The following is a 21,342-nucleotide window of genomic DNA, read 5'->3' as shown; positions in this document are numbered from 1 at the left end:
AATTAAGATTTTCTACCGAGAAATAAATAGACCTATCCATTTTGGATAGGTCTAAACTATTGATACACTTATATAGGGCGCACTTAATTACTTATCACAATATCATCAAAATTAATCCTCTGCCCTGTAGTACCTGATACAACAATCCGGAATCGAACAGAAGTCGCCTGAGAAAGGGTAAATGTTTTAACAGTCAATGTAGATGTACTAGTATTTGTACTGCCGACATTTGTCCATGTAGAGCCACCATTAGTAGACATTTGTAGCTGCCAATTCGCTCCACTGTCCGTACTAAAATTCGCATGAGAGATTTTAAGAGTCTTTGCGCCGTTTACATCGAAATTCATCGTAAGTGCACCATTTGAACGGACACGAGCAGACTGCACACCCGTTTTCTTATCCCCAGCTAAATTGCCAATAAGTGCATTGTCAAAATACCATGAACCACTCGGAAGCGTTACATTACCTGAAGTATAAGCTGCTTTTGTACCAGACTCAAAATTCTCATTCAATGTCGCCGGGACAACAGGTCCACCAGAGCCAGAGTTGTATGATCCGGTCTTAAATGTTGAAGGATCATACCATTTATAACCTGCATCAGGTGCTGCCCATGGTTCCGCAATTGGTTCAGTAGATGTTTGCGGATTTTCCATAGAAAGTAATGTAGTCGGCTGATCAAGCTGTAATCCGCTAACTTGTGATAATGCTGTATAGCTTTCCTGTTTTGATAGCCAATCAATTATATTAACAAGTAAAGTACCATCATTTTGTTCCTTAAAACCATCGTATGTTGTCTTCTTTGCACCGTTTTCCTCACGTAAATATTTAGGAGTCGCATCCTCTACTGGTGAAGAATCACCAATAAACGCCGCCTTACCTAATCCTAGCTTGGAAACCGCAGCAAAAGGCCCCTCTACTCTTCCTCCACCACTGTATACACCTTGATCAACAGCACTTGCCCATTTCGTAGATGTTGAAGGCAGATACACAATCCCTTTTGCTTTGTTTGAATCAGTGATAGCTAATGTTGAGCCTGCATGCATAGCAACCGTTGAGACTCCAGTAGTTATTCCGAAAGCCTGACTTGGTGCTACAATGTCATTGGCAGTAACATCACCTATCGCATTATAACGGAACCTGATTCCGAAGTTCGTTGACAACCAATCAGATCCTGTTACGCCCTGCATTGCAGTAGACGAAGCTTCCTCTGCTCCCATTCCTTTTGTTGGATTGGAATAAGCTCCTCGACGGTAACCGTTAAAAACCTCTGATGCGTCCCAGCGGTTTTTATTGCGGTCTGCATTATAGTGATCTCCAATAAAAAAGATACTCCCACCGTTTTGGACAAATTGGATCATAGCGTCCTGCTCAGAAGTTTTGTATGGTATATTTGCTTCTCCAATGATAAACACATTGTATCCTTGTAAATCTTCATATGTAATCGGAGTACTTTTTCGTAACTCTTTTGCATAATAACCTTTGTTAGCTAATGCATTCGCAAAATCCGAAAATCCTCCATCCAATACCCAATCTGCTGCTCCTGCAGTTTGACCATGGGTATTATCAAATAAAATCTTCTTGCCATTTGCAGTTCCGACTGGTTGCAACTGTGGTGCAGGGTCGAGCGCATTTTCAGCAGAAACATTAGGTACAACAAAATAAAAAGCTGGAGACAAAATCAAAATCAATAATGCTAAAATTGAAATCCTTTGACGAGTCATTCCATTCACTCCTTTTTGGTGTATTCATATCTAAACTAACATATTAATGTAAACTGAATATTAAGAACAAGTTAAACAGAAAGTTCATTCCAAAGTATGATTATTATAGAATACTATGTTCCTTCTTAATACTAAAGGGCTAAGGTTAAATGACTTGCTCTTTTTCAGATTTTAACAATACGAATGTCTCACATAAAAAGCCTAATTTCTCATCTTTTGTTACTGAGAAATTAGGCTTTTCATATTAATTTTAAACTTAAAGAGTCAACTATTTAATCGTTCAAAATCGATTCTTCCTCTTACGTAAAAACGCTGGAATATACAAAGAATCTTCTTGTTGTTTCGAATAATTGTCTAGATCTTGAACCTGAACATGTTCTTCACGATTCCTTGGCTCATATTGGTATCGATCATATTCCTGAACCTGTTCGCCTCGGCTTCTTGGGTCATTTTGATATCGATCATAATCTTGTTGAACCTGTTCATTACGGTTTCTCGGTTCATATTGGTATCGGTCATATTCTTGAACCTGTTCGTTACGATTTACTGGTTCATATTGATGACGTTCTTCCCTTTGATAACGATTGGTCATATATCGATTAGTCACTTCTTCCATTGCAGGCTGAGGAGACGTTTTTACCACTGTCTCATTTTGCTCAGTGAATCCAGTCGCAATGACTGTTACGATAATTTCGTCTTTTAAGCTTTCATCTATGACTGAACCAAATATCATATTTAATTCCTCGTGAGACGCAGATGCAACAATATCGGCTGCTTCTTGTACCTCAAATAGACTTAAATTGTGTCCACCAGTTATGTTCATGATTACACCGTGAGCTCCATTAATCGAAGTTTCTAATAATGGGCTATTTAATGCTTTCTTCGCAGCCTCAACAGCTCGTCCATCACCTTTAGCAATACCGATTCCCATTAAAGCCGTTCCTTTATGGGACATGACTGTTTTGACGTCAGCAAAATCTAGATTGATTAAACCAGGTACAGCAATTAAATCGGAAATCCCTTGAACCCCTTGGCGAAGTACATTATCCGCTTCACGGAAGGCTTCAAGCATAGGTGTCTTTTTATCGACAAGCTCCAATAATCGATCGTTTGGAATGATAATTAAAGTATCAACTGCATCCCTAAGTGCTTTAATACCCATTTCCGCGTTGACTGCACGCTTTTTACCTTCAAATTTGAATGGTCGTGTGACAACCCCAATTGTTAGTGCTCCAAGATTTCGGGCAATCTTAGCAATAGAAGGCGCTGCTCCTGTGCCTGTCCCACCGCCCATTCCGGCTGTTACGAATACCATGTCCGCGCCTGCAATTATTTCTTCAATCTGCTGTTTACTTTCTTCTACAGCTTTTTTTCCTATCTCCGGATTTGCACCCGCACCTAAACCTCTTGTCAAAGTTGCACCGATTTGCATCGTGATGCTAGCTTTTGATTGCTTAAGAGCTTGTGCATCTGTATTAAAGGCAATAAATTCTACCCCTTCAACTCCATCCTCAATCATACGGTTCACGGCATTGTTACCGCCACCGCCAACTCCGATGACCTTTATCTTTGCTAATTGTTCTATATTCGTATCAAATTCCAACATGATTATTCCTCCTCGTCAATCAAATCCCATTCATTTCACGCTTTTCAAAGAGTGACCGAAGAACCCCTCATATCATTCGAATCTTTTATCTATTTATGTATGTTTTAGCAGAGTAGTAGGAATGGAATTTTTCTCCACTCATGCATCCTATCAAAATACTTTGTTAGTATTTTACCAGCTAACTTATTTAAAAGAAACCATTGCTGTTTTCACCATATTATTTTCCCTAAGAAACAATAAAAAAATATGAGTATAATGTTACGATCAAACATTTACAATCCCCTCTTATAATCACTCCATATAAAATTATTGTATAAAAGTTTAAACAGAAATGATAATTAAAAATGAATACAAAAAAACCTCGTTACATGTAAATTATTAACGAGGGTTTACTTATTTATCAATAATAGACATGAAAATTTAATATTCCCAAACGAATATTAATCTATTTAATTGATTTTTCATCAGCTAATTTCAGCTCTACTGAGCAATCGGTAATGCATTCACACTAACTATTTTTTGGAAAAATTGATTACCTACGACCTGGTATCCTTCTAAACTTAAGTGAATATCAGCAGCATTTGGTACATACCTTAAATAATTTTGTATATTTGCAGAAAAAACTTCAGCTGTCGGTACATAATAAACGGATGGATACATCTTTGAAGCTTGTAAAATATTGTTATTCAATTGATTAAGTAAAGCTGCAAAAGGACCTGCTAACGGAGAATTGATTAGTTGCAGACGCAAGAATGGATTGTAATATCCCATTAAATACACCTGCGTCTTTGGATTGATAAATTTAATTTCTCCAAGGATTAAAACAGTATATAAATATGCATTCCACACAGCATCATCAACAGCTTTTGGACTAGCATTTCCGCTAAGGATGCCAGGAACTTGAAGCAAATCATTTGCTCCTATATCAATCGTAACAATTGATGATTTATCAATCGCATTTCGCACATTTGTATCTTGTAATATCTGTGTATATAAGTTCTTTGTCGTGTAGCCTGGCACGCCAAATTTTTGAGTCGTTACATTATAACCTGTTTGTTTAAGTTGATCTGAGAGAAAATCAGCATAACTTTTATCAATCGTTTTATTTGGCGTTTGTCCTGCTGCCAATGAATCGCCAAGAGAGACATACTTTACGTTCGTTTTAAGTGTTGCCGCATGAGATCCTTTTGGGAATGAAAACGTAAAAATTAGTAAAAAAGTAAGCATTACAGAAATTGGTAGTCTAAATCTAGACAAAGCTTTCATCCTACTCCCCCATTTATGTATTTAGTCAATCAGCTCTCCCGGGAAGTCACCTCCGAGAAATAAATATAATGCTACAGTAAGTCTATAAATAGAATAGTACTTTTAGCATAAAATTCATCCAACAAAATAAGCAGTATTAAGATTGAAATGTCGAGTTAGCAATTCTTTTGTTAAGGTCTCTTATGTTAGTCTTCTTGCAACAGAAAAAGCAGATTGATCTATGAAATCAATCTGACTAATTCAGAATTCCTATTAAAAGGAAATTACATTTGATTAAATGGTGTAATAGATGGAAAAAGGTGAACTTTTCTATTTGGATAGATTTTCTCTATCACTGTAGACTGCTGTAATCTTTTGATTTCCTTTGCTGGTAACTCCATCGAAACACCGTTGAGGACCGTCTTATATGTACGTCTTATCGTATAAGGAACTTGGTGATCATCGAGTAAAGTTTTTAGTTCTTTTTGAAACATCTCATGACTTTCCTCAACATTTTTAGTTGCTTCTTCTAACGTTAATTGTTTTCCTTCAGCCTCAGCATCTTGAACAGCAATTTTAGCAGGTTTTATTTTAAATTCAATGATAATTGAAATGATTTTTTCACTTGAAAAATCAATGGTAGGGTCTACATAAAAAGAAGCACTCATCGTTTCTTTTACCACCTTTCCCTCATTTATAAATTGATTCTTATTAAGTGTATTTTCATTCCATTTAAATATACTTGAAAGAATTGCTACAACTAGTATGGTACCTTTATATAATCTCATCATATTCATATCTACTCCTCTAAAATAAAAAAACAACCTATCAGGATTGTGTCCCTTCGATTGTCTTTTCATTCTTAATTCACTGAAAACTCATCTCACTACTAAAAGTAACTATTACTCTAACATGTTACATCTGCTTAAACGGCTGAATCGGTGGATCAAGATGTATTTCCTTATTTAAAGTAATTCTTCCGATCACACTTGACTGCATCAATCGCTTCACTTCATTCCCAGGCAATTCCATCGAAACCCCATTCAAAGCTGTCTTATAAACATGCTTTACGGTAAATGGTACTTGATTTTGAGCTAGTAAAGTTTGTAGTTCTTTTTGGAATTGCTCATGACTTTCCTCTACTTTTTGCTTAGCCTCATCCAAACTTAATTGTTTCCCCTGCGCTTCTGCTTCAATTACTGCGATTTTCGCTGGCTTAGTTTTAAATTCAATGATAATCGATACAGTCTTATTACTAGATTGATCAATGCTAGGATCTACAAATACTGAAGTACCCATCGTTTCTTTCGCCTCCTCTACCTGACTCATTATCTTATTTCTATTAAATGTATTCTCACTACATCCTCTCAAGATTGAAAGGATTGTCACCATAAAAATGGCCCCACTAGTAAACTTCTTCATATTAACTACCACTCCTTTAAAAACTGTATTCATGTTTTAATGAAAAAAGACAATCTATCAGGATTGTCTCCCTTAGATTGTCTTTTCATTCTCAATCCATTTAATCCTAAACTCTCTCTTTAGAATTCTGTCTATTTCTATTAATATAAACTACCCTTTAAAGAAGTTAAGTAAAATCTTTTGAACTAAACAATTTTGGTCTATTTGATTATTTTTAACTTTATTGTTATTATAATTAAATTACAATGTGTGCAACCCACACAAGGAGGATTTTTTAATGGAACATGGTAAAGTAAAATGGTTTAATGCAGAAAAAGGTTTTGGATTCATCGAACGCGAAAATGGAGATGATGTATTCGTTCACTTCTCAGCAATTCAAAGTGAAGGTTTCAAATCTTTAGATGAAGGTCAAGCAGTTACATTTGAAGTAGAACAAGGACAACGTGGTGCACAAGCTACAAACGTTAAAAAAGCATAATATAACATACACAAAGACAAATTCTTATCGAATTTGTCTTTTTTTTTTCTAAAAAAATAAAAAACCCTTATTCAATAGAACGAATAAGGGATATATCTAGTAAAGAAAATGGTTTAAGTTATTATAGCCCAAATAAAAAATGTCTGCAAATGATCTACTGAATTAAATTAATATTATTAGAAATCCCTTAACTATATGTTAATTTATTCCTAACTCAGTTTTTATATCCTCAATTGCCTTACCTTTATATTTCTTAACAGGCTTAGGAGCATCAGCCACAGTCGGATTCTGCATTAAATAATTCTTCTCAAAAAACGCAAAGTCTTTTGCATCGACGTTACCATCAAAATTTATATCTGCACTACGTTTATTCGTACCCCAGTATGTTTGGATGAAAATTGCATCCTTTATATCGATCACATTATCTTTATTAACATCTCCTGGAACTGGAGCGATTAAATTGATTTCTGGATTATGGTGTGCAGTAGCTTTCCCTTCATCATTCACAAACCCTACATGAAATGGTTTATAAATCGTGAAATGCCCTGGAAGATCGATTGATTCGACCAACTCTTCAAGTGTAATAGGTAATTTTTCAACGCTAAGTTGTCCATATCGATTGAGTACACCAGGATAATTATTACCTTCTTTATCTTTCACAGATAAAACTGCTCCTATTTGAGATGGGTCGACTCTCCAAGTATTTCTACCTTCTCTTACGAATGATTCTGGTATTCCAAGTGAACCCGAAGTTGCTGATTTTAATGGTTTCGTCCAAATTGGGACAATTGCAGAGACCATTGAGAATGTTTCGTTTGATTCATTTGCATAAGAAGCGGATGATTCCTCGAAAGGATACATTATTTCATAAAGATCGTCTTTCACTTTAAGTGTTACTTCAGCAAATGGAACATCACCTGATACTTTTCCTTCTGTAAATTCCATCTTTACATTTAATTCTGTACTTGAACCAGATGGAACTGTTTCAGTTGTAAGCTTTGCGTGTCCAATTTTTTCGATCGTAGGATGTACTTTTACATCAATCACTTCTAATTGACTATTTGAAAATGAGAAACTAGTAGCTAGTTTTCTCGCATCTGTAAGATTATTAGCTGTTAAAGTAACTTTTACGTTCTCACCTAAATTCACATAATCATTTTCAGTACTTCCATATACATATGGTGTGCCTTCTGGAACAAATGTAAAGTTTTTATATCTTGTTCCAATTCCAGCTGTATTGTACCCTTGTAATTCTACATTTACGCTACTTGCAGTCGGATCAATCGGGATATCATACGAAAAGTTTCCTTCCGTATCAACATAGAATCCATTCGTATATAAATAATGATTATTTTTTTCCATTATAAAATTGCTTGATTGATCAATCGCAATTCCTTGCTTTCTATAGTCATCATTTGTTTTATCAAAAACTTTCCCTGAAATCGGATAAGATGTCGTACCAGGCTTAATTTCAATAAAGCCATCATTTAAATCTGTCGTCAATGTTGGACCTGTAATATCAATCATTGTATGGTCAATCACCCCGAATGTTTTCCCTTGTTTATTTGTTCCAATCATTTTCACTTTATAATGGGCTGGTCCATACGGTACTTTTACCGCTTTAGTTGATATCGGTTGTTTTGTGTCTCCAGTAAATGGTAAATACATTCCGGTAAATACTCCATTTACATAATAATCAGTATCATCATTAAGTTGAGAAGCGTCCATTTGTCCTAAATACCCAATCTCTTGATTGGTTTCACCATCTAACAAAACGAAATCCAGTGTTTCCATATTTGATCTAGAATTAAACAGTACGGTAGTGTCGTAATCTAATAAAGGATACCAATTCGTATAATCAGAAGTCATCATTTTATTTAGTGCTTTCATTGAGTTAAATCCTTCTTCTACATAGTGAACACCAAATGGGATTTGATATTGTTCTGTAGAATCCACACTATTTGTAAAAACGATATAGCCTTCATAAATTCCTTTTTCAGCAGTTTTCGGGATATCCAAATTAAATTGAATTGATTTTTGGCTAATTCCATTTAATTTTACAGTTGTTGGAGAAGTTAATGTCACATTATTTTTAGATGCATCTTTTGATCCTTTTAATCCAGTTTGATAGTGAACATTAATGTTAAAGGTTTTCGCCTTTTCACTTCGATTTTTAAGTGTAATATTTCGTGATGCTAATTGATTTTTGTCATTAAAGCTTAGTGATCCGAAGCTCATTGCACCCGTTAACTCATTAATTAATTTTTCCTTTCCATTAATAAGAGTACGCGTTTTATCTACGACACTTAATTCAACATTTGAGTGAATTGCTTCATACGCATCAACTCGTCCGCTTCCTACTTCAAATACACTGTATTCTTTAGATAATGGATCTGCTGTATTCATCAAAATAGATTTTATATCTGCTGGCTGTAAATCTTTATTTGATTGAAGTAATAGTGCGGATACGCCTGCAACAAAAGGGCTAGCCATAGATGTACCAGATAATCGTTCGTATGCAATTTTATAATCCCCAGGTTTTGTGCCATCTACTGTTTTATCATTTATATAAAATGGGACAGTTGAAAGTATGGCAACACCTGGCCCAGTTATTTCAGGCTTGATATCATAATTTATACGAGATGGTCCTCTTGAACTGAAACTAGCTAATTCATCTTCAGGTGTTTTTATTTTTGTAAAATCACCAAATGAGAAATCTGTTTTACCGGCTTTAATTGTCTCTGAAATTGCTAGTCCATCTTCATATGAAATAGAGAAAGTTGGAATTGCAAATATTGATTCACCTACATACGTTTGAATGTTTCCTTCTGCTTTGTTCTCTTCATTATTATAAATGATAATTCCTGCTGCACCCTTATTCTTCGCGGCTTTGATTTTATCAACAAATGCAGTTTCCCCCCGCTTTACAAGGGCAATCTTTCCATTTACATCTTTTCCATTGTAATCAACTGGATACCCAAGTCCGACTTCAACTAGATTAAATGTTTTACCTTGTAATTTAGTTAAATCATCAGAATAGTTTCTAGCTAATTCTCTTAATCTATAATCATTACTATTTTGTTTACCTGTATATTCGTACACATCAATCGCACTAGATGATGCACCAACCGTTAATGCTAATGCCGCTGCTCCTGGCGAACCAAGTGTATACATCTGATCTCCACTATTCCCCGCAGCTACAACAGTTGTCACTCCACTTAATACCGCATTATTAACGGCTACAGATGTGACAAAAAGTGGGTTATTGATCGTAGCACCTAATGACATATTAATGACGTCCATTCCATCCTTCACCGCTTGATCAATCGCTGCAATGATGTCATCACTCGTACCACTTCCATATGGTCCGAGTACTCGGTAAGAATAAAGATCTGCTTCAGGTGCTGCGCCAATCGTTTTATACTCACTGTCAGCAACTCCTCGGCCGCCGATGATTCCAGCTACATGTGTTCCATGCTCGGTATAATATGTATTCGAATTAATAATTTCTGGTTGGCCTGATTTTTTCCAATCTGCAAAAGTCGTTTCCATTGGATCGCTATCATTATCGACGAAATCGTATCCTCCTTTATAAGCATCCTTTAAATCTGGATGATTATAATCAATCCCTGTGTCCAGAATACCTATTTTAATTCCTTTCCCTGTTAAACCTTCTTCGTGAATACGGTCTAATCCATCGTAAGGTGAATAATTCGCAATGTTAAATTCATCAGCTTTAAATTGGTCAGTAATTTCTTTTTGGTCTGGAGGATCAATCTTGAATTGTTCATTACTCCAAACATTTTTTACTACTTTTGATTTTAATAGATTTTCAATTTGATTTGCAGGTAGATTCATTGATACACCATTAAAGGCAGTTTTATATGATCGATTTATCTTGAAACTTACTTTTGACTTTTTTTCATCAGTTAATACTTGGCCCACTTCAGCTTGAAACGTTTTATGATCCTGATCCACTAACCCTGAAGCTTCGGCCTCAGTAAGCTGCTTTCCTTCTACACTTGCTTCAATTTTAGCCACTTTTGCTGGCTTATTTGTAAACTCAACAATTACATTCGTTTGTTCAGTAGACTTTAAATCAATATCATGAGAAATTTGAAGACCCGTCGTAGCCTTTGCTGTTAGTTGATTTAAAGCAGCCCTTTGCATTGGCGTTAACTTAGTAAGCATGTCATCAACATTCGTCAAACTCACGGCTTTCGATACATTCGTTACATTTCCAAATGAGGCTAAAATAAAACTAGTTGATAGCGCTAAAACAGTCATGCTTTTTACAAACTTATTTTTTTGTATGCTACTTCCCATCTTCTTCCTCCCAGTTTAATCACTACGAAAATGGAATTCTATTAAAATCACATTTTCAATAGTGTTAACTTTTTTTAATAATTCTAATGAAAAACTAACGTTCACTTAATATTATTTAAAAAATTCAATTTAGGGTCAATGGGGGTTATGACTTCCAGTTTTATCAGTAATTCCAATAAAATACTTCTTTATCCGACAGATTTCCTCCGTTTTAATGGGGCAATTGGATATAACTCTTTTAATTTTCAAGCTAACTAACTGTATAATTGGTAGTAAATGGATGTTTTTATTCCAATTTAAATTGAATGACAGAATTTTGATTTATATGAAAAGGTAAATTACTATTAAAAATGAATACATTGTACAGACAACTAACCACAAGCTACATAGGAGGATTAAATGAAGCCGATTGAAATAGTCGAACTACAAAACCTGAAAGACCAATTACCTTCACTAAACAAGATCATTTCGTTAGAGGAAGTTTTTTGGATAAATCCAAAACTTGAAGCATTTCAAAAAGGAATTAAGAAATCTGCTCTTACACTTGCGGATGTTAAAGATGCTGAAGATCGATTAAATCGATTTGCACCATATATTGCAAGTGTCTTCCCTGAAACAAAGAAGACAAATGGCATCATTGAATCACCTTTAGTCAGAATTCCTTCAATGAAAAAGTCGTTAGAAGTAGCATATCAACAGCCAATCTTAGGTGAATTATTACTTAAATGTGATAGTCATCTGCCTATTTCAGGTTCAATTAAAGCTAGAGGCGGGATTTATGAAGTGCTCAAGCATGCAGAAGAACTAGCTTTTCAGCATCAACTGTTATCTAAGGATGATGATTATTCCATATTAGCTAGTGAAAAGTTCCAAAACTTCTTTTCAAACTATTCAATCGCAGTTGGATCGACTGGTAATTTAGGACTTAGTATAGGAATCATAAGTGCAAAGTTAGGTTTTAAAGTAACAGTACATATGTCGGCTGATGCAAAACAATGGAAAAAAGACTTACTTAGAAGCAAAAATGTTGAAGTAATCGAATATGAGGCAGATTATAGCAAAGCTGTAGAAGAAGGTCGAAGTCAAGCAGACGCTGACCCTACTTGTTATTTTGTTGATGATGAAAATTCACATGACCTCTTTTTAGGATACGCTGTAGCAGCAATCCGACTTAAAACACAATTAGATGAGTTAAACATATCAGTGGATGAAGCCCACCCTTTATTTGTCTACCTTCCATGTGGTGTAGGCGGTGGTCCCGGTGGAGTTGCATTTGGATTAAAATTAATGTTCCAAGACAATGTTCACTGTTTCTTTGCAGAACCAACCCACTCACCTTGCATGTTACTCGGTTTAATGACAGGTCTCCATGATAAAATTTCAGTTCAAGATGTAGGCATTGATAATATTACTGACGCCGACGGACTTGCAGTAGGGAGACCTTCTGGATTTGTCGGAAAAACGATTGAACCTTTCTTAAGTGGAAATTATACAGTTAGCGATGAACACTTGTATCTATTATTGAAAGAACTAGTCGATACAGAAGGAATAAAACTTGAGCCATCTGCGCTAGCAGGAATGATTGGACCGATTATATTAGGGAAAGAGGGAACCAATCAAGATTTAGAACAATTGAAGAAAAAAGCAACACATATTGTTTGGGGAACAGGTGGAAGTATGGTTCCTGAAGAAGAGATGAACCAGTATTATCAAAATGGATTGAAATTAGCATTAGATAAACAATGATTTTATTATAAAAGAAGCATAACCTTTTTAAAGGTTATGCTTCTTTTTGCTTTCATCTGATTTAATAAATTACTTTTTCATTATTTTAAAGGATTCATCGTAACTGAAAAAACATAGCTCTGATATTTATCAATGCCCCCGTATTTATATCGTTTACCATCCTTTGAATATGATCGACCATCTTCTTGAAAGCCTAAATCATGCAAAACATCCTTTATCGAAGCATGTTCATAGTCTTTTCCAACAGTGAATTCTTCACCCAAACTGATCACCTTATTTCGTTTTTTCATATGTTGTGTAATTAATGACCAGTTTATACAAAATAAATTAGTTTTCTAGCAAGCAAAGGAGTGTTGCAACCTTAAGTATGTAAATAATGACTTATCTTACTCTTAATCCATTTTCAATCCGTTTCCGATCAACTTCTTCTACCCAATTATAGTATTTCTCATAAATTGGAAGTATTTTGTCTGCTTCACGGGCAATAACCTCACAGCCTCGGTCGTCGTAGATGAAAAAAATAATGTCTTTTGAAATATTTACAAAAAACACATCCGGATAATCTATTGAGTAACCACCTAACTTTGGATTTAATGGAAAATCTTCATTACACGCAGCTTTAAGTAATTCTTGAACACGGAAGTCTTCTCGTTTACACAGCAAAGAAAATTGTTGCATTTCATAAGTTTCTGCTTCATCTAACTCAAATGGATACGGATAGGTTTTCACCTGTATTCTGTTCAAATCACTTTTTCGCTTAATAAAAGGTTTGTATACTTTGAGTTTTCTAATATGTTTTTCATTTGTTTTGTGCTTGTACATGTTAGTCACAATGAACAAGTCATCGTCCTTCTCAAATAACTCATTAAAGATCGTTAAAGTTTGTCCATAAACAAGTCGAAACCTATCATAATTTAATTCATCTTTTTTAATGAACTGATAGATATTCCCTCCAAGTGTAAAGTGAATGCCAATTTCCCACTGGTAATAAACACTCGGAATTAATTCGACTGCAGGAAATCTATCATTGAGATAGTCTTTTAAGTTCATTTAATTATTCTCACTTTCATATAATCCTTAAAATAAGAGTCAATGAAAAACTAGATTTCTTCAATTAACTAGCTTTGCATAAATATCACTAACTTAATCATTTAACTCTAATACTCTGTCCAACCATTCATTTACAAGTGTGTTGAATAAACCATCTTGCTCAATTTGTAGATTATGACCTGCTTTATCTAATACTGCAAAAGTAGCACGTGGAAATTTGTCCATTAGTCTAAACGCATCTTTATATCCAACAACTGAATCTTGTAATCCTAATAGAAAAACACTCGGTTGTTCAAATGTTATTTTGTCTATTTCAAATGTGAAACCATAATTATTCCTTATTTTTGATAAGAAATTCTGATCAGCAATCGAGCAACCACTTACCACTTCTTTCGTATAACGATTCCAAGTATTTTTATTTAATACAACATTGTTCAAACGAAAATCAGTTTTCTCATCTTCACTTAACTGTTCAATTAATTCCTTCTCTTCACTTAGTACAACATGCTCCGGTAATGACCTTTGCTCCATATCTGGAATGATCATTGGACAAATAAAGGCTATTCCTTCAACTTTTTCTTTTCTATTTGCAATAATTCCTCGCGATAAGTACCCACCATACGATTCACCAACTAACAAGAAAGATTGGTCAGGTATAACTGAATCAATAAAATCCAATACGAAATTCAACATATCATCTGTGCCATTTATGTAATTGCTTCCTTTTGTTTCACCCATTCCTGGTAAGTCAAAATAAATCCGTTTATAGCCTTCTCTTTTAGCGAATATCGGTTCCATACATCCCTTCATCAATCTAGAATCTGGAGTGAAACCGTGAATCATTATTACTGGTTTTCCTTTGCCGATTACATCAAAGTTAACTTCCAAATCATTAATTAAACACTTAGGCATTTTAACATTCTCCTAACATTATTTGATTTTCTTATAATTATTGAATTATCGACTGAATTTGTTGATTGTTTACTATATTATTTAAATAGAAAATTACTAATTTTGTGCAACTTCACTTTCTTACTTAAATCACTACCTATTATAATACAGAATTTAGCATTAATTTCTTTTAGAATTAGAAAAAGAGATGCCAAAATAATTAATGATTTTCAACAAGTTTTTTTACTAAGTAAAACCAAATCGGACCTACTTAAGAGTTTGTAGTCTATAAACAGTTCCTTTTAACATAAAAGTACATTAGCGCTGAATAAGATAGCTATAAGCCATATTATTGTCTGCTCATTAAAGTTTCTTAAGAACATTGTAAAGGAGGTAAGTATGTCAAGTTACATCACTCCTGAGCTATCAACTGATCAAATGATTTCAATTATCAAAAATGGACTTAAACCGACGGATATCCCAAAGAAAATCATCATTGTTGGTGCAGGTATGGCAGGACTAGTCTCCGCCTCACTGCTTAAGCAAGCAGGACACGATGTCACAATTTTAGAAGGTTCTGATAGATTGGGTGGAAGGGTCTATACGATGCGTTCCGAATTTAGGAATGGGCAGTATCTTGAGGCGGGTGCAATGCGTTTTCCAAACACTCATTTGTTGACTTTAGAATATGTAAAAAAATTCAACCTACCTACTAATACATTTATCAACACGAGCCCTAATGACATCATCTATCTTAGAGGAATCAAAACTCGATTATACGAATATGAACAGAACCCAGATATTTTGGGCTTTTTGGTAGCCCCCCATGAAAGAGGTAAATCTGCCATTCAATTGCTTCAATATGCATTAAAACCAGTCACAGATTTTATTAACCAAGACCCTATAAAAAATTGGCCAGTAATTGTAGAAAAATTTGATAAATACTCTATGGAGTCTTATTTAAAAAATAATCCATTTGGACTGAGCTTATCTCAAGGTGCCGTAGACATACTAAAAGTTATTCTTTCTTTAGAGGGATTTCCAGAGCTTGCTTTCCTTGAACTATTACGTGAGTTAGCAGTCTTTTTAACCCCCGATATACAATTCTATGAGATTACTGGTGGGAACGATCAACTTCCTAATGCATTTGCTCCTCAATTGGAAGCGGATATACATTACGGACATAAGGTAAAAAAAATTGTCCAGCATAACAACCAAGTAACCATACATTCAGAGCATAATGTCTTGGGGTCTTTTCAAACTACTGGTGATCTTGCGATTATTACGATTCCATTTTCAGTCCTACAATTTGTCGAAGTCGAACCTGTAACTTCTTTTTCTCATGAGAAATGGAAGGCGATTCGTGAGCTTCACTATGTGGGTTCTACCAAAACCGGCATCCAGTTTAAAAATAGATTTTGGGAAAGCGATGAAATGTATGGCGGAAAAACATCCTCTGATCTCCCAATTACGTATACTCAATATCCAAGCCGGGATGTGGGTTCATCTGGACCAGGTGTTATTTTGGCTAGTTATACATGGGAGGATGATGCGATTCCATGGGACAGTTTAGCAGATGAAGATCGGATGCAATATGCGTTGAATAACTTGGCAACCATTCATGGTAAAAAGGTATATAGCGAGTTTCAAACTGGGGCGACGCATAGTTGGCTTCGTGATCAGTTCTCTGGCGGCGCGTTCGCAATGTTTAAACCTTATCAGGCACTGGAACTGTCTCCATATATTTCCACACCTGAAGGAAGAGTACATTTTGCTGGCGAGCATGCTTCATCTACCCACGGCTGGATTCAAGGTGCAATCGAGTCCGCAGTACACGCTGCATGGGAAGTCAACAACTTACCAAGAACATTTTTTCAGACTTAAACAGCAATAAAAAAAGGGTCTCCGAAGAGATCCTCTTTTTATTGATCTACAATACTAAAAACCGAACAATTCAAGTATTCCAAAAATAAAAAACAAAATTCCACCTAACAACCAAGCATCAAAATCATTTGTTATTTTCTTTTTTAAAATTTTATTTTCAAGACTACTCAACAAACATATCGTTGCAAATATAAGATAAAACAAACCTTGGAAAATATGATTTTCGTTTTCAGTCCAAAAAGAATAAACCAAATAGATGAAAATGGGAAAGGTCAATATTCTTTTAGTAAGTTCTATTTGATTTATACTGATTTTAAATAATCTATTAGTAAAACTTTTTTGAATTGTTCTCAAAATAATCTCCCTAAAAATCTTCTTGTAGTTATACTACATTTTAACATATGTTTCTCTTACACTTTATCTCTAATAATTACCAATTCTAAAACTTCTTAATTTCCAGTCACTTCAATAAAAAAACGAGCCAAGGGTTAAGTGGAACCACTTTTTAGTTATTTTACCTAAAAAAAGTAGAAGACGTGCTAATAGCCTATTCCACATACACCCAAATCTACATATATTAAAAATCGAAAGCTCATAATTTCATATTACAATTACTTTAAATAAATGAAAGGAGAGTAAATATGAACTTTTATAACCAATATCCATATACTTATGATGATTATTATCGAAATCCACAGCAAGCAATATCTCCACAACAAACTCTAACATTATTAAATCCAGCTATTAGTCATGGATTACGTGAAGCCCAACACCTTGGCTATCAACATGCAATGACAGAAGCAGTTGCCATTGGATATTTAATGGGAAAAGGTTACGACTATAATACTGCTTGGAAAACTGTAGAATCTTGGTGGAGACCACCAGGTACTCCATTACCTACACCGTATTAATATGTAAATGAAGAAAATAGTAATAAGACTGATTCAAATTTAAGAATCAGTCTTTTTCTATTTCAATTTATTCATCATTGTAAATTGTAATTTAATTAGCCACAATTGTGGTTCTTGTTACTCAACTAATGTATGCATGCGTTAGTTGAATAATGAAAACTATCACCACTACCAATATTACTTAATTTTCCTTAAAAGTATAAATTAAAACTTTGTATTCCTGAATTCAAAAAAAGAATTGTTAGGATTAAAAAAACAATACCAATACCCTTCTTTTTCAAAATAAACTGTTCAATACAAAGAAGTAAGTTATGTACCGCTATTATCATATCAAATATGCCATTGCTTAAATAATTTATACTATTAGAATTCAATATTACAATAAAATTAACTATCAACGGAATCATCAATAGCAACTGAATGACCACTATTTCTTTTATTCTATTTCTAAATAAACTATTACTTAATTGCCTTAAAGTTATGTTCATAAAATACTCCTAAAAACAGATTATTAAAAAAGAGTTTAATTATCATAGATTCTATTTTCATCTGTATTATCCTGCTTATTAAACATTGCTGTCCTAGAAACTACACTGATTTCTAACTAAATCAGCATTAGTTTAATTAGAAAACTTCATTACTTGGAATAAATTATATTCATTATTTACATAGTTAAGCGATAGTTGTTAATTCCACGCTTAACAACCATTTATCGATCGCTGGCTTTGGATAATCATACTTAGATCGATTTTTATATGTGGCAGTTCACTTGTATAACTATTCTCACCATCGCGTAACTCAGTTAATTTTAGAATTTCTATTTTACTTAATCCTAAATATTTACCTAATTCTGACTGTGTAAGTAGTTGATCCTGAACAGTCGATTTTGTCACTTCCGGTTTAAGGCTTTAAATTTGGGATAATCCAACTTCCTATCACAATACATACACCTATAAGAAATATTGATAAAGCTAGTAAATATATCTTCATTTGCTCACTCCTTTTTATCTAATCCACCAAATTCAAGAATTACATCTTCTTATTTTACTATACCTCCATTTACTTTAATCATGTGGTTTGGCCTATAACAGTCGTTAAACTGTAAAATGTCTGCAAAATATTTTTATTAGTTAACTATATATGTGTAAAAAAGAGTTACTTTTGGTAACTCTTTTTTTGTTGAACTATTGTATTCATTAGTTGAACAAGAATTTTCTTTTAAACAAAATATGGATTATCTAAATCATCATTATTAATGATTACATCCGCTTTTAGTTGAGGTAAATGTTGATTTAAATACAATTTAGAAGCAGCGTGATACCTATTTAGAAACATTTCTTCAGCTTTTTCATAGCTACCAAAATTCACTTCTTCTCTTTTAGCACCTCTTTTTCTTGCTAAATCAAAGTCAGTGTTAACAAGAATTTTATAATCAAATAGATTGCTTAAATCTTTTTTGAAAAGAAACGTACCATCTATAACAAAAACCGAATCTCTTTTAGCTACTTTTGAATCTGAACTTATATATTCATCCTTTTCTAAATCTAAAGAGATCGGTTGATACTGAAGGTTCCCCCCTGGTCCTAACGGAATTAAAAGTTTCTGTTTAAACGAATTGTAGTCGTGGGCATCCTCGTAATAACCAATAGCTGATTCCTTCCCTTGTCTATATCGTACATTTCTCGGATTATGGAAATTATCAATGCTTGTCCTAACGACATCTATCTTTCTAACCCGAAGTTCTTCCATGAGTTCATTAGCAAGCGTTGTCTTGCCAGATGCTGTTATTCCGCTAACACCGACTCTAATAGGATGAGTAAGGTTTAACCTTAAGATCCTATTTGCGATTTCCGATACTAGTTCATTCCTTTTCATATAACTCCCACTTTCAATTCAAATTCTTGTTATTATGTTTCAACCAAAATTTGGAAAATCCTTCTTCAACAATCCTACTAGCTCGCACAAAAAAAAGCTGCCATTGGCAACTCTTGTTCTTCAACTTACACATGTGTTAATTGGATAATATAAAAATAATTTTATTTAATATATTGCTATTGTCACATTTTTTTATATTCAGGAGAATGCATTAGCCTTTTGAAGAATTCGTTTTTGGCCTCCCTATAATCGTCCATTTCTTTTCCTTCATATCTCTTTTTTAAATCATCATACTCAAACATAACTCAAGCTATTGAACTACCGAAAGCGTTATTTAAATAAACGATAAATAATCAAACTAACCCATATTAAAATTATGCCCCAGATCAATACGATTATTGAACCGACAATCCAGTTCTTTGGCTTACTGTTTTTCATCATTTCTTCAGCCTTCACTTCGCAATCAGTTATTACATTCTTTGGTATCATCTTTAAAGCAATCATTATTCCTAATGGAATAAGAATCACATCATCTAAATAACCCAAAATTGGTATAAAATCAGGAATTAGATCAATCGGACTAAATGCATACGCTACTACACATGCTGTAAATACTTTCGCATACCAAGGTACTCTTTCATCTTTACAAGCAAAGTAAAGAACAAATATTTGTCGTTTTAAATTCCTCGCCCAATCCTTCATTTTTTTTAACATTTCATTCTCCTCATACCAATTAAGATTTTATCTCCATTCTAACAGTTCTTATTCACCCATACTTCCATTATTTCAATAAAAAAAGCCGCTTTTTAGCAGCTCATATTCTTCAACAAACGCATTCTTTAGTTGTAAAAGAACCTAAAAGAATCTTCCGAGGTAGATCCTTTTTAAGTTAAAATCTTCTAGATATCAAAGAAGCGGCACTTTTCATACACCAATTCTTTGTTTTTACATTTTAATTATCAACAAATTTTATCCATCCATTTTCATCTTTAATAATTTTAAATTTTGCATTCTTATTAGTGAAAATTCTATTGTTAGTAAACGGAAAATCTCCTTTATCTCGTCTATTGTTTACATAAGAAACAATTTTATGATTTTTAGTATACACGATAAGATTTATACCATCATTTGATTCAATTGGTGTTTGGATTTTTTTAACATTTGTTTTTATTTTAAGCTTTTTAAAATCTGTTTCTAATTGAGCGTAAGGAGGAAAAATGATCATTTCATCCCATTGGAAATCTGTTTCTTTTGCAAAGTCGATTGAATTTCTAGAATTAACGATTGTTGCAATATTGTTTTTTAAACTGATGTTCTCTTTTAATACTTTAGTCTTTGTATTTTTAAGATAAAATAAAACAACTAAAAGGATTATAATTAATGTAATTATCTTTAAAAGTCTGTTCATATTTTGTTTTTTTCCTTTACAGTTATTTCACTTAATAGGAGTTTTGTAGTTTGTAGCAATTTTTTATATTATTATTTTTTTTTATTTCATGTACTTCTTCATGATGCTTATTAACTTTGTAAATACAATTATCAATAATTCTAATTTTATCATATCCTTATTTAACTATCTTGCCATTTAGTGGAATAAACTGACCGATTAACAGCCGATTTTGTTATGTAACTAGAACATGCGTTAGTTGCATAAGGAATTATTATCCCGTTAAACAAATTAGTATAATTTGAACTTTAATTGATATTCAGAATCTATCATTCATAATTGTTAGTAATAATCGAAGGCAATGGACTAAATTGTTTAAATACATATATTCCATTGTTAATATGGATTTTAAAAGATCGACCTTTTCCATCATAGTTGATTATTACATTCTGAAATGAATTACTATCTATAACATACGTTTTATCTGTTTCTTTTGAGTACTTCCCTTTTTCAGTTACTTCGTCTGATCCGGTAAAATTATAATAATAAAAAGCATGATCATCTTTTTCATCAAATACTAAAGTTGCAAAAGGAAGCTTTTCACATAGATAAGTTCCTTGTAAAGTTGGTTTATATGTATTTTGTACTTTTGGGGCACTTATAGCTAAAAAAATAAATACTAAAATTAAAACCAATAATAAAATAAGGTTCTTTTTAATACCCATTTTGCTTTTAACTTCAGCCATCTATGTCACTCCTTTAAGGATTAATCCTAATTTAATCATATTAATGTTAGGTTG

19 protein-coding genes are annotated in these 21,342 nt (G+C 33.5%); 4 read left to right on the top strand and 15 right to left on the bottom strand.

The window, feature by feature from the left end:
* Nucleotides 1–83: 83 nt before the first annotated feature.
* The 5 genes from B7R65_RS19465 to B7R65_RS19445 all read right to left on the bottom strand — a co-directional run bounded on the left by B7R65_RS19465 (nucleotide 84) and on the right by B7R65_RS19445 (nucleotide 5,994).
* Nucleotides 84–1,721, bottom strand: coding sequence for an Ig domain protein group 2 domain protein (locus B7R65_RS19465; protein ID WP_088044494.1), 1,638 nt, complete (start codon nucleotides 1,719–1,721; stop codon nucleotides 84–86).
* Nucleotides 1,722–2,001: 280 nt separating this feature from the next.
* On the bottom strand, nucleotides 2,002–3,327 hold the full coding sequence (gene ftsZ, locus B7R65_RS19460; protein ID WP_088044493.1) for a cell division protein FtsZ: 1,326 nt from the start codon (nucleotides 3,325–3,327) through the stop codon (nucleotides 2,002–2,004).
* A gap of 480 nt (nucleotides 3,328–3,807) precedes the next feature.
* Entirely contained in the window at nucleotides 3,808–4,593 is a 786-nt protein-coding gene (locus B7R65_RS19455) for a GDSL-type esterase/lipase family protein (protein ID WP_088044492.1), read from the bottom strand.
* 263 nt (nucleotides 4,594–4,856) lie between these two features.
* Entirely contained in the window at nucleotides 4,857–5,369 is a 513-nt protein-coding gene (locus B7R65_RS19450; RefSeq protein ID WP_256941420.1) for a protease inhibitor I9 family protein, read from the bottom strand.
* 118 nt (nucleotides 5,370–5,487) lie between these two features.
* A complete protein-coding gene (locus tag B7R65_RS19445; protein ID WP_256941419.1) occupies nucleotides 5,488–5,994 on the bottom strand; it encodes a protease inhibitor I9 family protein in 507 nt (168 codons plus the stop codon).
* A gap of 277 nt (nucleotides 5,995–6,271) precedes the next feature.
* Here B7R65_RS19445 and B7R65_RS19440 point away from each other — a divergent pair, with 277 nt between their 5' ends.
* Entirely contained in the window at nucleotides 6,272–6,472 is a 201-nt protein-coding gene (locus B7R65_RS19440; protein ID WP_088044491.1) for a cold-shock protein, read from the top strand.
* 198 nt (nucleotides 6,473–6,670) lie between these two features.
* On the opposite strand, the gene B7R65_RS19435 is transcribed toward B7R65_RS19440, so the two are convergent.
* Nucleotides 6,671–10,798: a S8 family serine peptidase gene (locus B7R65_RS19435; RefSeq protein WP_088044490.1), complete on the bottom strand. Its 4,128-nt coding sequence runs from the start codon at nucleotides 10,796–10,798 to the stop codon at nucleotides 6,671–6,673.
* A gap of 399 nt (nucleotides 10,799–11,197) precedes the next feature.
* Between B7R65_RS19435 and B7R65_RS19430 the strand changes: the two genes are divergently transcribed.
* On the top strand, nucleotides 11,198–12,544 hold the full coding sequence (locus tag B7R65_RS19430; RefSeq protein ID WP_088044489.1) for a D-serine ammonia-lyase: 1,347 nt from the start codon (nucleotides 11,198–11,200) through the stop codon (nucleotides 12,542–12,544).
* 80 nt (nucleotides 12,545–12,624) lie between these two features.
* On the opposite strand, the gene B7R65_RS19425 is transcribed toward B7R65_RS19430, so the two are convergent.
* The 3 genes from B7R65_RS19425 to B7R65_RS19415 form a co-directional block, all read right to left on the bottom strand.
* The gene (locus B7R65_RS19425; RefSeq protein WP_218780451.1) at nucleotides 12,625–12,834 is read right to left on the bottom strand and encodes a hypothetical protein; all 210 of its coding nucleotides are present in this window, start codon (nucleotides 12,832–12,834) and stop codon (nucleotides 12,625–12,627) included.
* A 91-nt stretch (nucleotides 12,835–12,925) separates the two neighbouring features.
* The gene (locus B7R65_RS19420; RefSeq protein WP_088044487.1) at nucleotides 12,926–13,594 is read right to left on the bottom strand and encodes a DUF3885 domain-containing protein; all 669 of its coding nucleotides are present in this window, start codon (nucleotides 13,592–13,594) and stop codon (nucleotides 12,926–12,928) included.
* A 93-nt stretch (nucleotides 13,595–13,687) separates the two neighbouring features.
* Nucleotides 13,688–14,506: an alpha/beta fold hydrolase gene (locus B7R65_RS19415; protein ID WP_088044486.1), complete on the bottom strand. Its 819-nt coding sequence runs from the start codon at nucleotides 14,504–14,506 to the stop codon at nucleotides 13,688–13,690.
* 378 nt (nucleotides 14,507–14,884) lie between these two features.
* Here B7R65_RS19415 and B7R65_RS19410 point away from each other — a divergent pair, with 378 nt between their 5' ends.
* Nucleotides 14,885–16,369, top strand: coding sequence for a flavin monoamine oxidase family protein (locus B7R65_RS19410; protein ID WP_088044485.1), 1,485 nt, complete (start codon nucleotides 14,885–14,887; stop codon nucleotides 16,367–16,369).
* Nucleotides 16,370–16,423: 54 nt separating this feature from the next.
* On the opposite strand, the gene B7R65_RS19405 is transcribed toward B7R65_RS19410, so the two are convergent.
* On the bottom strand, nucleotides 16,424–16,723 hold the full coding sequence (locus B7R65_RS19405) for a hypothetical protein (RefSeq protein ID WP_088044484.1): 300 nt from the start codon (nucleotides 16,721–16,723) through the stop codon (nucleotides 16,424–16,426).
* Nucleotides 16,724–17,010: 287 nt separating this feature from the next.
* Here B7R65_RS19405 and B7R65_RS19400 point away from each other — a divergent pair, with 287 nt between their 5' ends.
* Nucleotides 17,011–17,280, top strand: a complete 270-nt coding sequence (locus tag B7R65_RS19400; protein ID WP_088044483.1) for a hypothetical protein — start codon at nucleotides 17,011–17,013, stop codon at nucleotides 17,278–17,280.
* 698 nt (nucleotides 17,281–17,978) lie between these two features.
* Here B7R65_RS19400 and B7R65_RS21855 read toward each other — a convergent pair.
* The 5 genes from B7R65_RS21855 to B7R65_RS19370 form a co-directional block, all read right to left on the bottom strand.
* A complete protein-coding gene (locus B7R65_RS21855; RefSeq protein WP_256941418.1) occupies nucleotides 17,979–18,173 on the bottom strand; it encodes a hypothetical protein in 195 nt (64 codons plus the stop codon).
* 325 nt (nucleotides 18,174–18,498) lie between these two features.
* Nucleotides 18,499–19,155, bottom strand: coding sequence for a nucleoside/nucleotide kinase family protein (locus tag B7R65_RS19385; protein WP_088044481.1), 657 nt, complete (start codon nucleotides 19,153–19,155; stop codon nucleotides 18,499–18,501).
* Between the two features lie 330 nt (nucleotides 19,156–19,485).
* Nucleotides 19,486–19,869 carry a YkvA family protein gene (locus B7R65_RS19380; RefSeq protein WP_088044480.1) on the bottom strand — a complete coding sequence of 128 codons (384 nt, stop codon included), beginning with the start codon at nucleotides 19,867–19,869 and terminating at the stop codon, nucleotides 19,486–19,488.
* 238 nt (nucleotides 19,870–20,107) lie between these two features.
* Complete coding sequence (locus B7R65_RS19375) at nucleotides 20,108–20,563, bottom strand: hypothetical protein (protein ID WP_088044479.1); 456 nt, start codon at nucleotides 20,561–20,563, stop codon at nucleotides 20,108–20,110.
* A 308-nt stretch (nucleotides 20,564–20,871) separates the two neighbouring features.
* Entirely contained in the window at nucleotides 20,872–21,288 is a 417-nt protein-coding gene (locus tag B7R65_RS19370; RefSeq protein WP_088044478.1) for a hypothetical protein, read from the bottom strand.
* Between the last annotated feature and the right edge of the window lie 54 nt (nucleotides 21,289–21,342).

Source organism: Bacillus sp. EAC (assembly GCF_002156875.1).
Classification (GTDB): Bacteria; Bacillota; Bacilli; order Bacillales; family Bacillaceae_G; genus Gottfriedia.
Note: the sequence above shows the minus strand (reverse complement) of the source record. Positions and strands in the feature narration are given on the sequence as shown.

Excerpts from the sequence above, each read along its gene's own strand:
- B7R65_RS19400 (WP_088044483.1), top strand. The coding sequence starts at position 17,011 with ATGAACTTTTATAACCAATATCCATATACTTATGATGATTATTATCGA.
- B7R65_RS19415 (WP_088044486.1), bottom strand. The coding sequence starts at position 14,506 with ATGCCTAAGTGTTTAATTAATGATTTGGAAGTTAACTTTGATGTAATC.
- B7R65_RS19380 (WP_088044480.1), bottom strand. The coding sequence starts at position 19,869 with ATGTTAAAAAAAATGAAGGATTGGGCGAGGAATTTAAAACGACAAATA.
- B7R65_RS19425 (WP_218780451.1), bottom strand. The coding sequence starts at position 12,834 with ATGAAAAAACGAAATAAGGTGATCAGTTTGGGTGAAGAATTCACTGTT.
- B7R65_RS19435 (WP_088044490.1), bottom strand. The coding sequence starts at position 10,798 with ATGGGAAGTAGCATACAAAAAAATAAGTTTGTAAAAAGCATGACTGTT.
- B7R65_RS19440 (WP_088044491.1), top strand. The coding sequence starts at position 6,272 with ATGGAACATGGTAAAGTAAAATGGTTTAATGCAGAAAAAGGTTTTGGA.
- B7R65_RS19445 (WP_256941419.1), bottom strand. The coding sequence starts at position 5,994 with ATGAAGAAGTTTACTAGTGGGGCCATTTTTATGGTGACAATCCTTTCA.
- B7R65_RS19450 (WP_256941420.1), bottom strand. The coding sequence starts at position 5,369 with ATGAATATGATGAGATTATATAAAGGTACCATACTAGTTGTAGCAATT.
- B7R65_RS19370 (WP_088044478.1), bottom strand. The coding sequence starts at position 21,288 with ATGGCTGAAGTTAAAAGCAAAATGGGTATTAAAAAGAACCTTATTTTA.
- B7R65_RS19410 (WP_088044485.1), top strand. The coding sequence starts at position 14,885 with ATGTCAAGTTACATCACTCCTGAGCTATCAACTGATCAAATGATTTCA.
- B7R65_RS19385 (WP_088044481.1), bottom strand. The coding sequence starts at position 19,155 with ATGAAAAGGAATGAACTAGTATCGGAAATCGCAAATAGGATCTTAAGG.
- B7R65_RS19455 (WP_088044492.1), bottom strand. The coding sequence starts at position 4,593 with ATGAAAGCTTTGTCTAGATTTAGACTACCAATTTCTGTAATGCTTACT.
- B7R65_RS19420 (WP_088044487.1), bottom strand. The coding sequence starts at position 13,594 with ATGAACTTAAAAGACTATCTCAATGATAGATTTCCTGCAGTCGAATTA.
- ftsZ (WP_088044493.1), bottom strand. The coding sequence starts at position 3,327 with ATGTTGGAATTTGATACGAATATAGAACAATTAGCAAAGATAAAGGTC.
- B7R65_RS19430 (WP_088044489.1), top strand. The coding sequence starts at position 11,198 with ATGAAGCCGATTGAAATAGTCGAACTACAAAACCTGAAAGACCAATTA.
- B7R65_RS19375 (WP_088044479.1), bottom strand. The coding sequence starts at position 20,563 with ATGAACAGACTTTTAAAGATAATTACATTAATTATAATCCTTTTAGTT.
- B7R65_RS19465 (WP_088044494.1), bottom strand. The coding sequence starts at position 1,721 with ATGACTCGTCAAAGGATTTCAATTTTAGCATTATTGATTTTGATTTTG.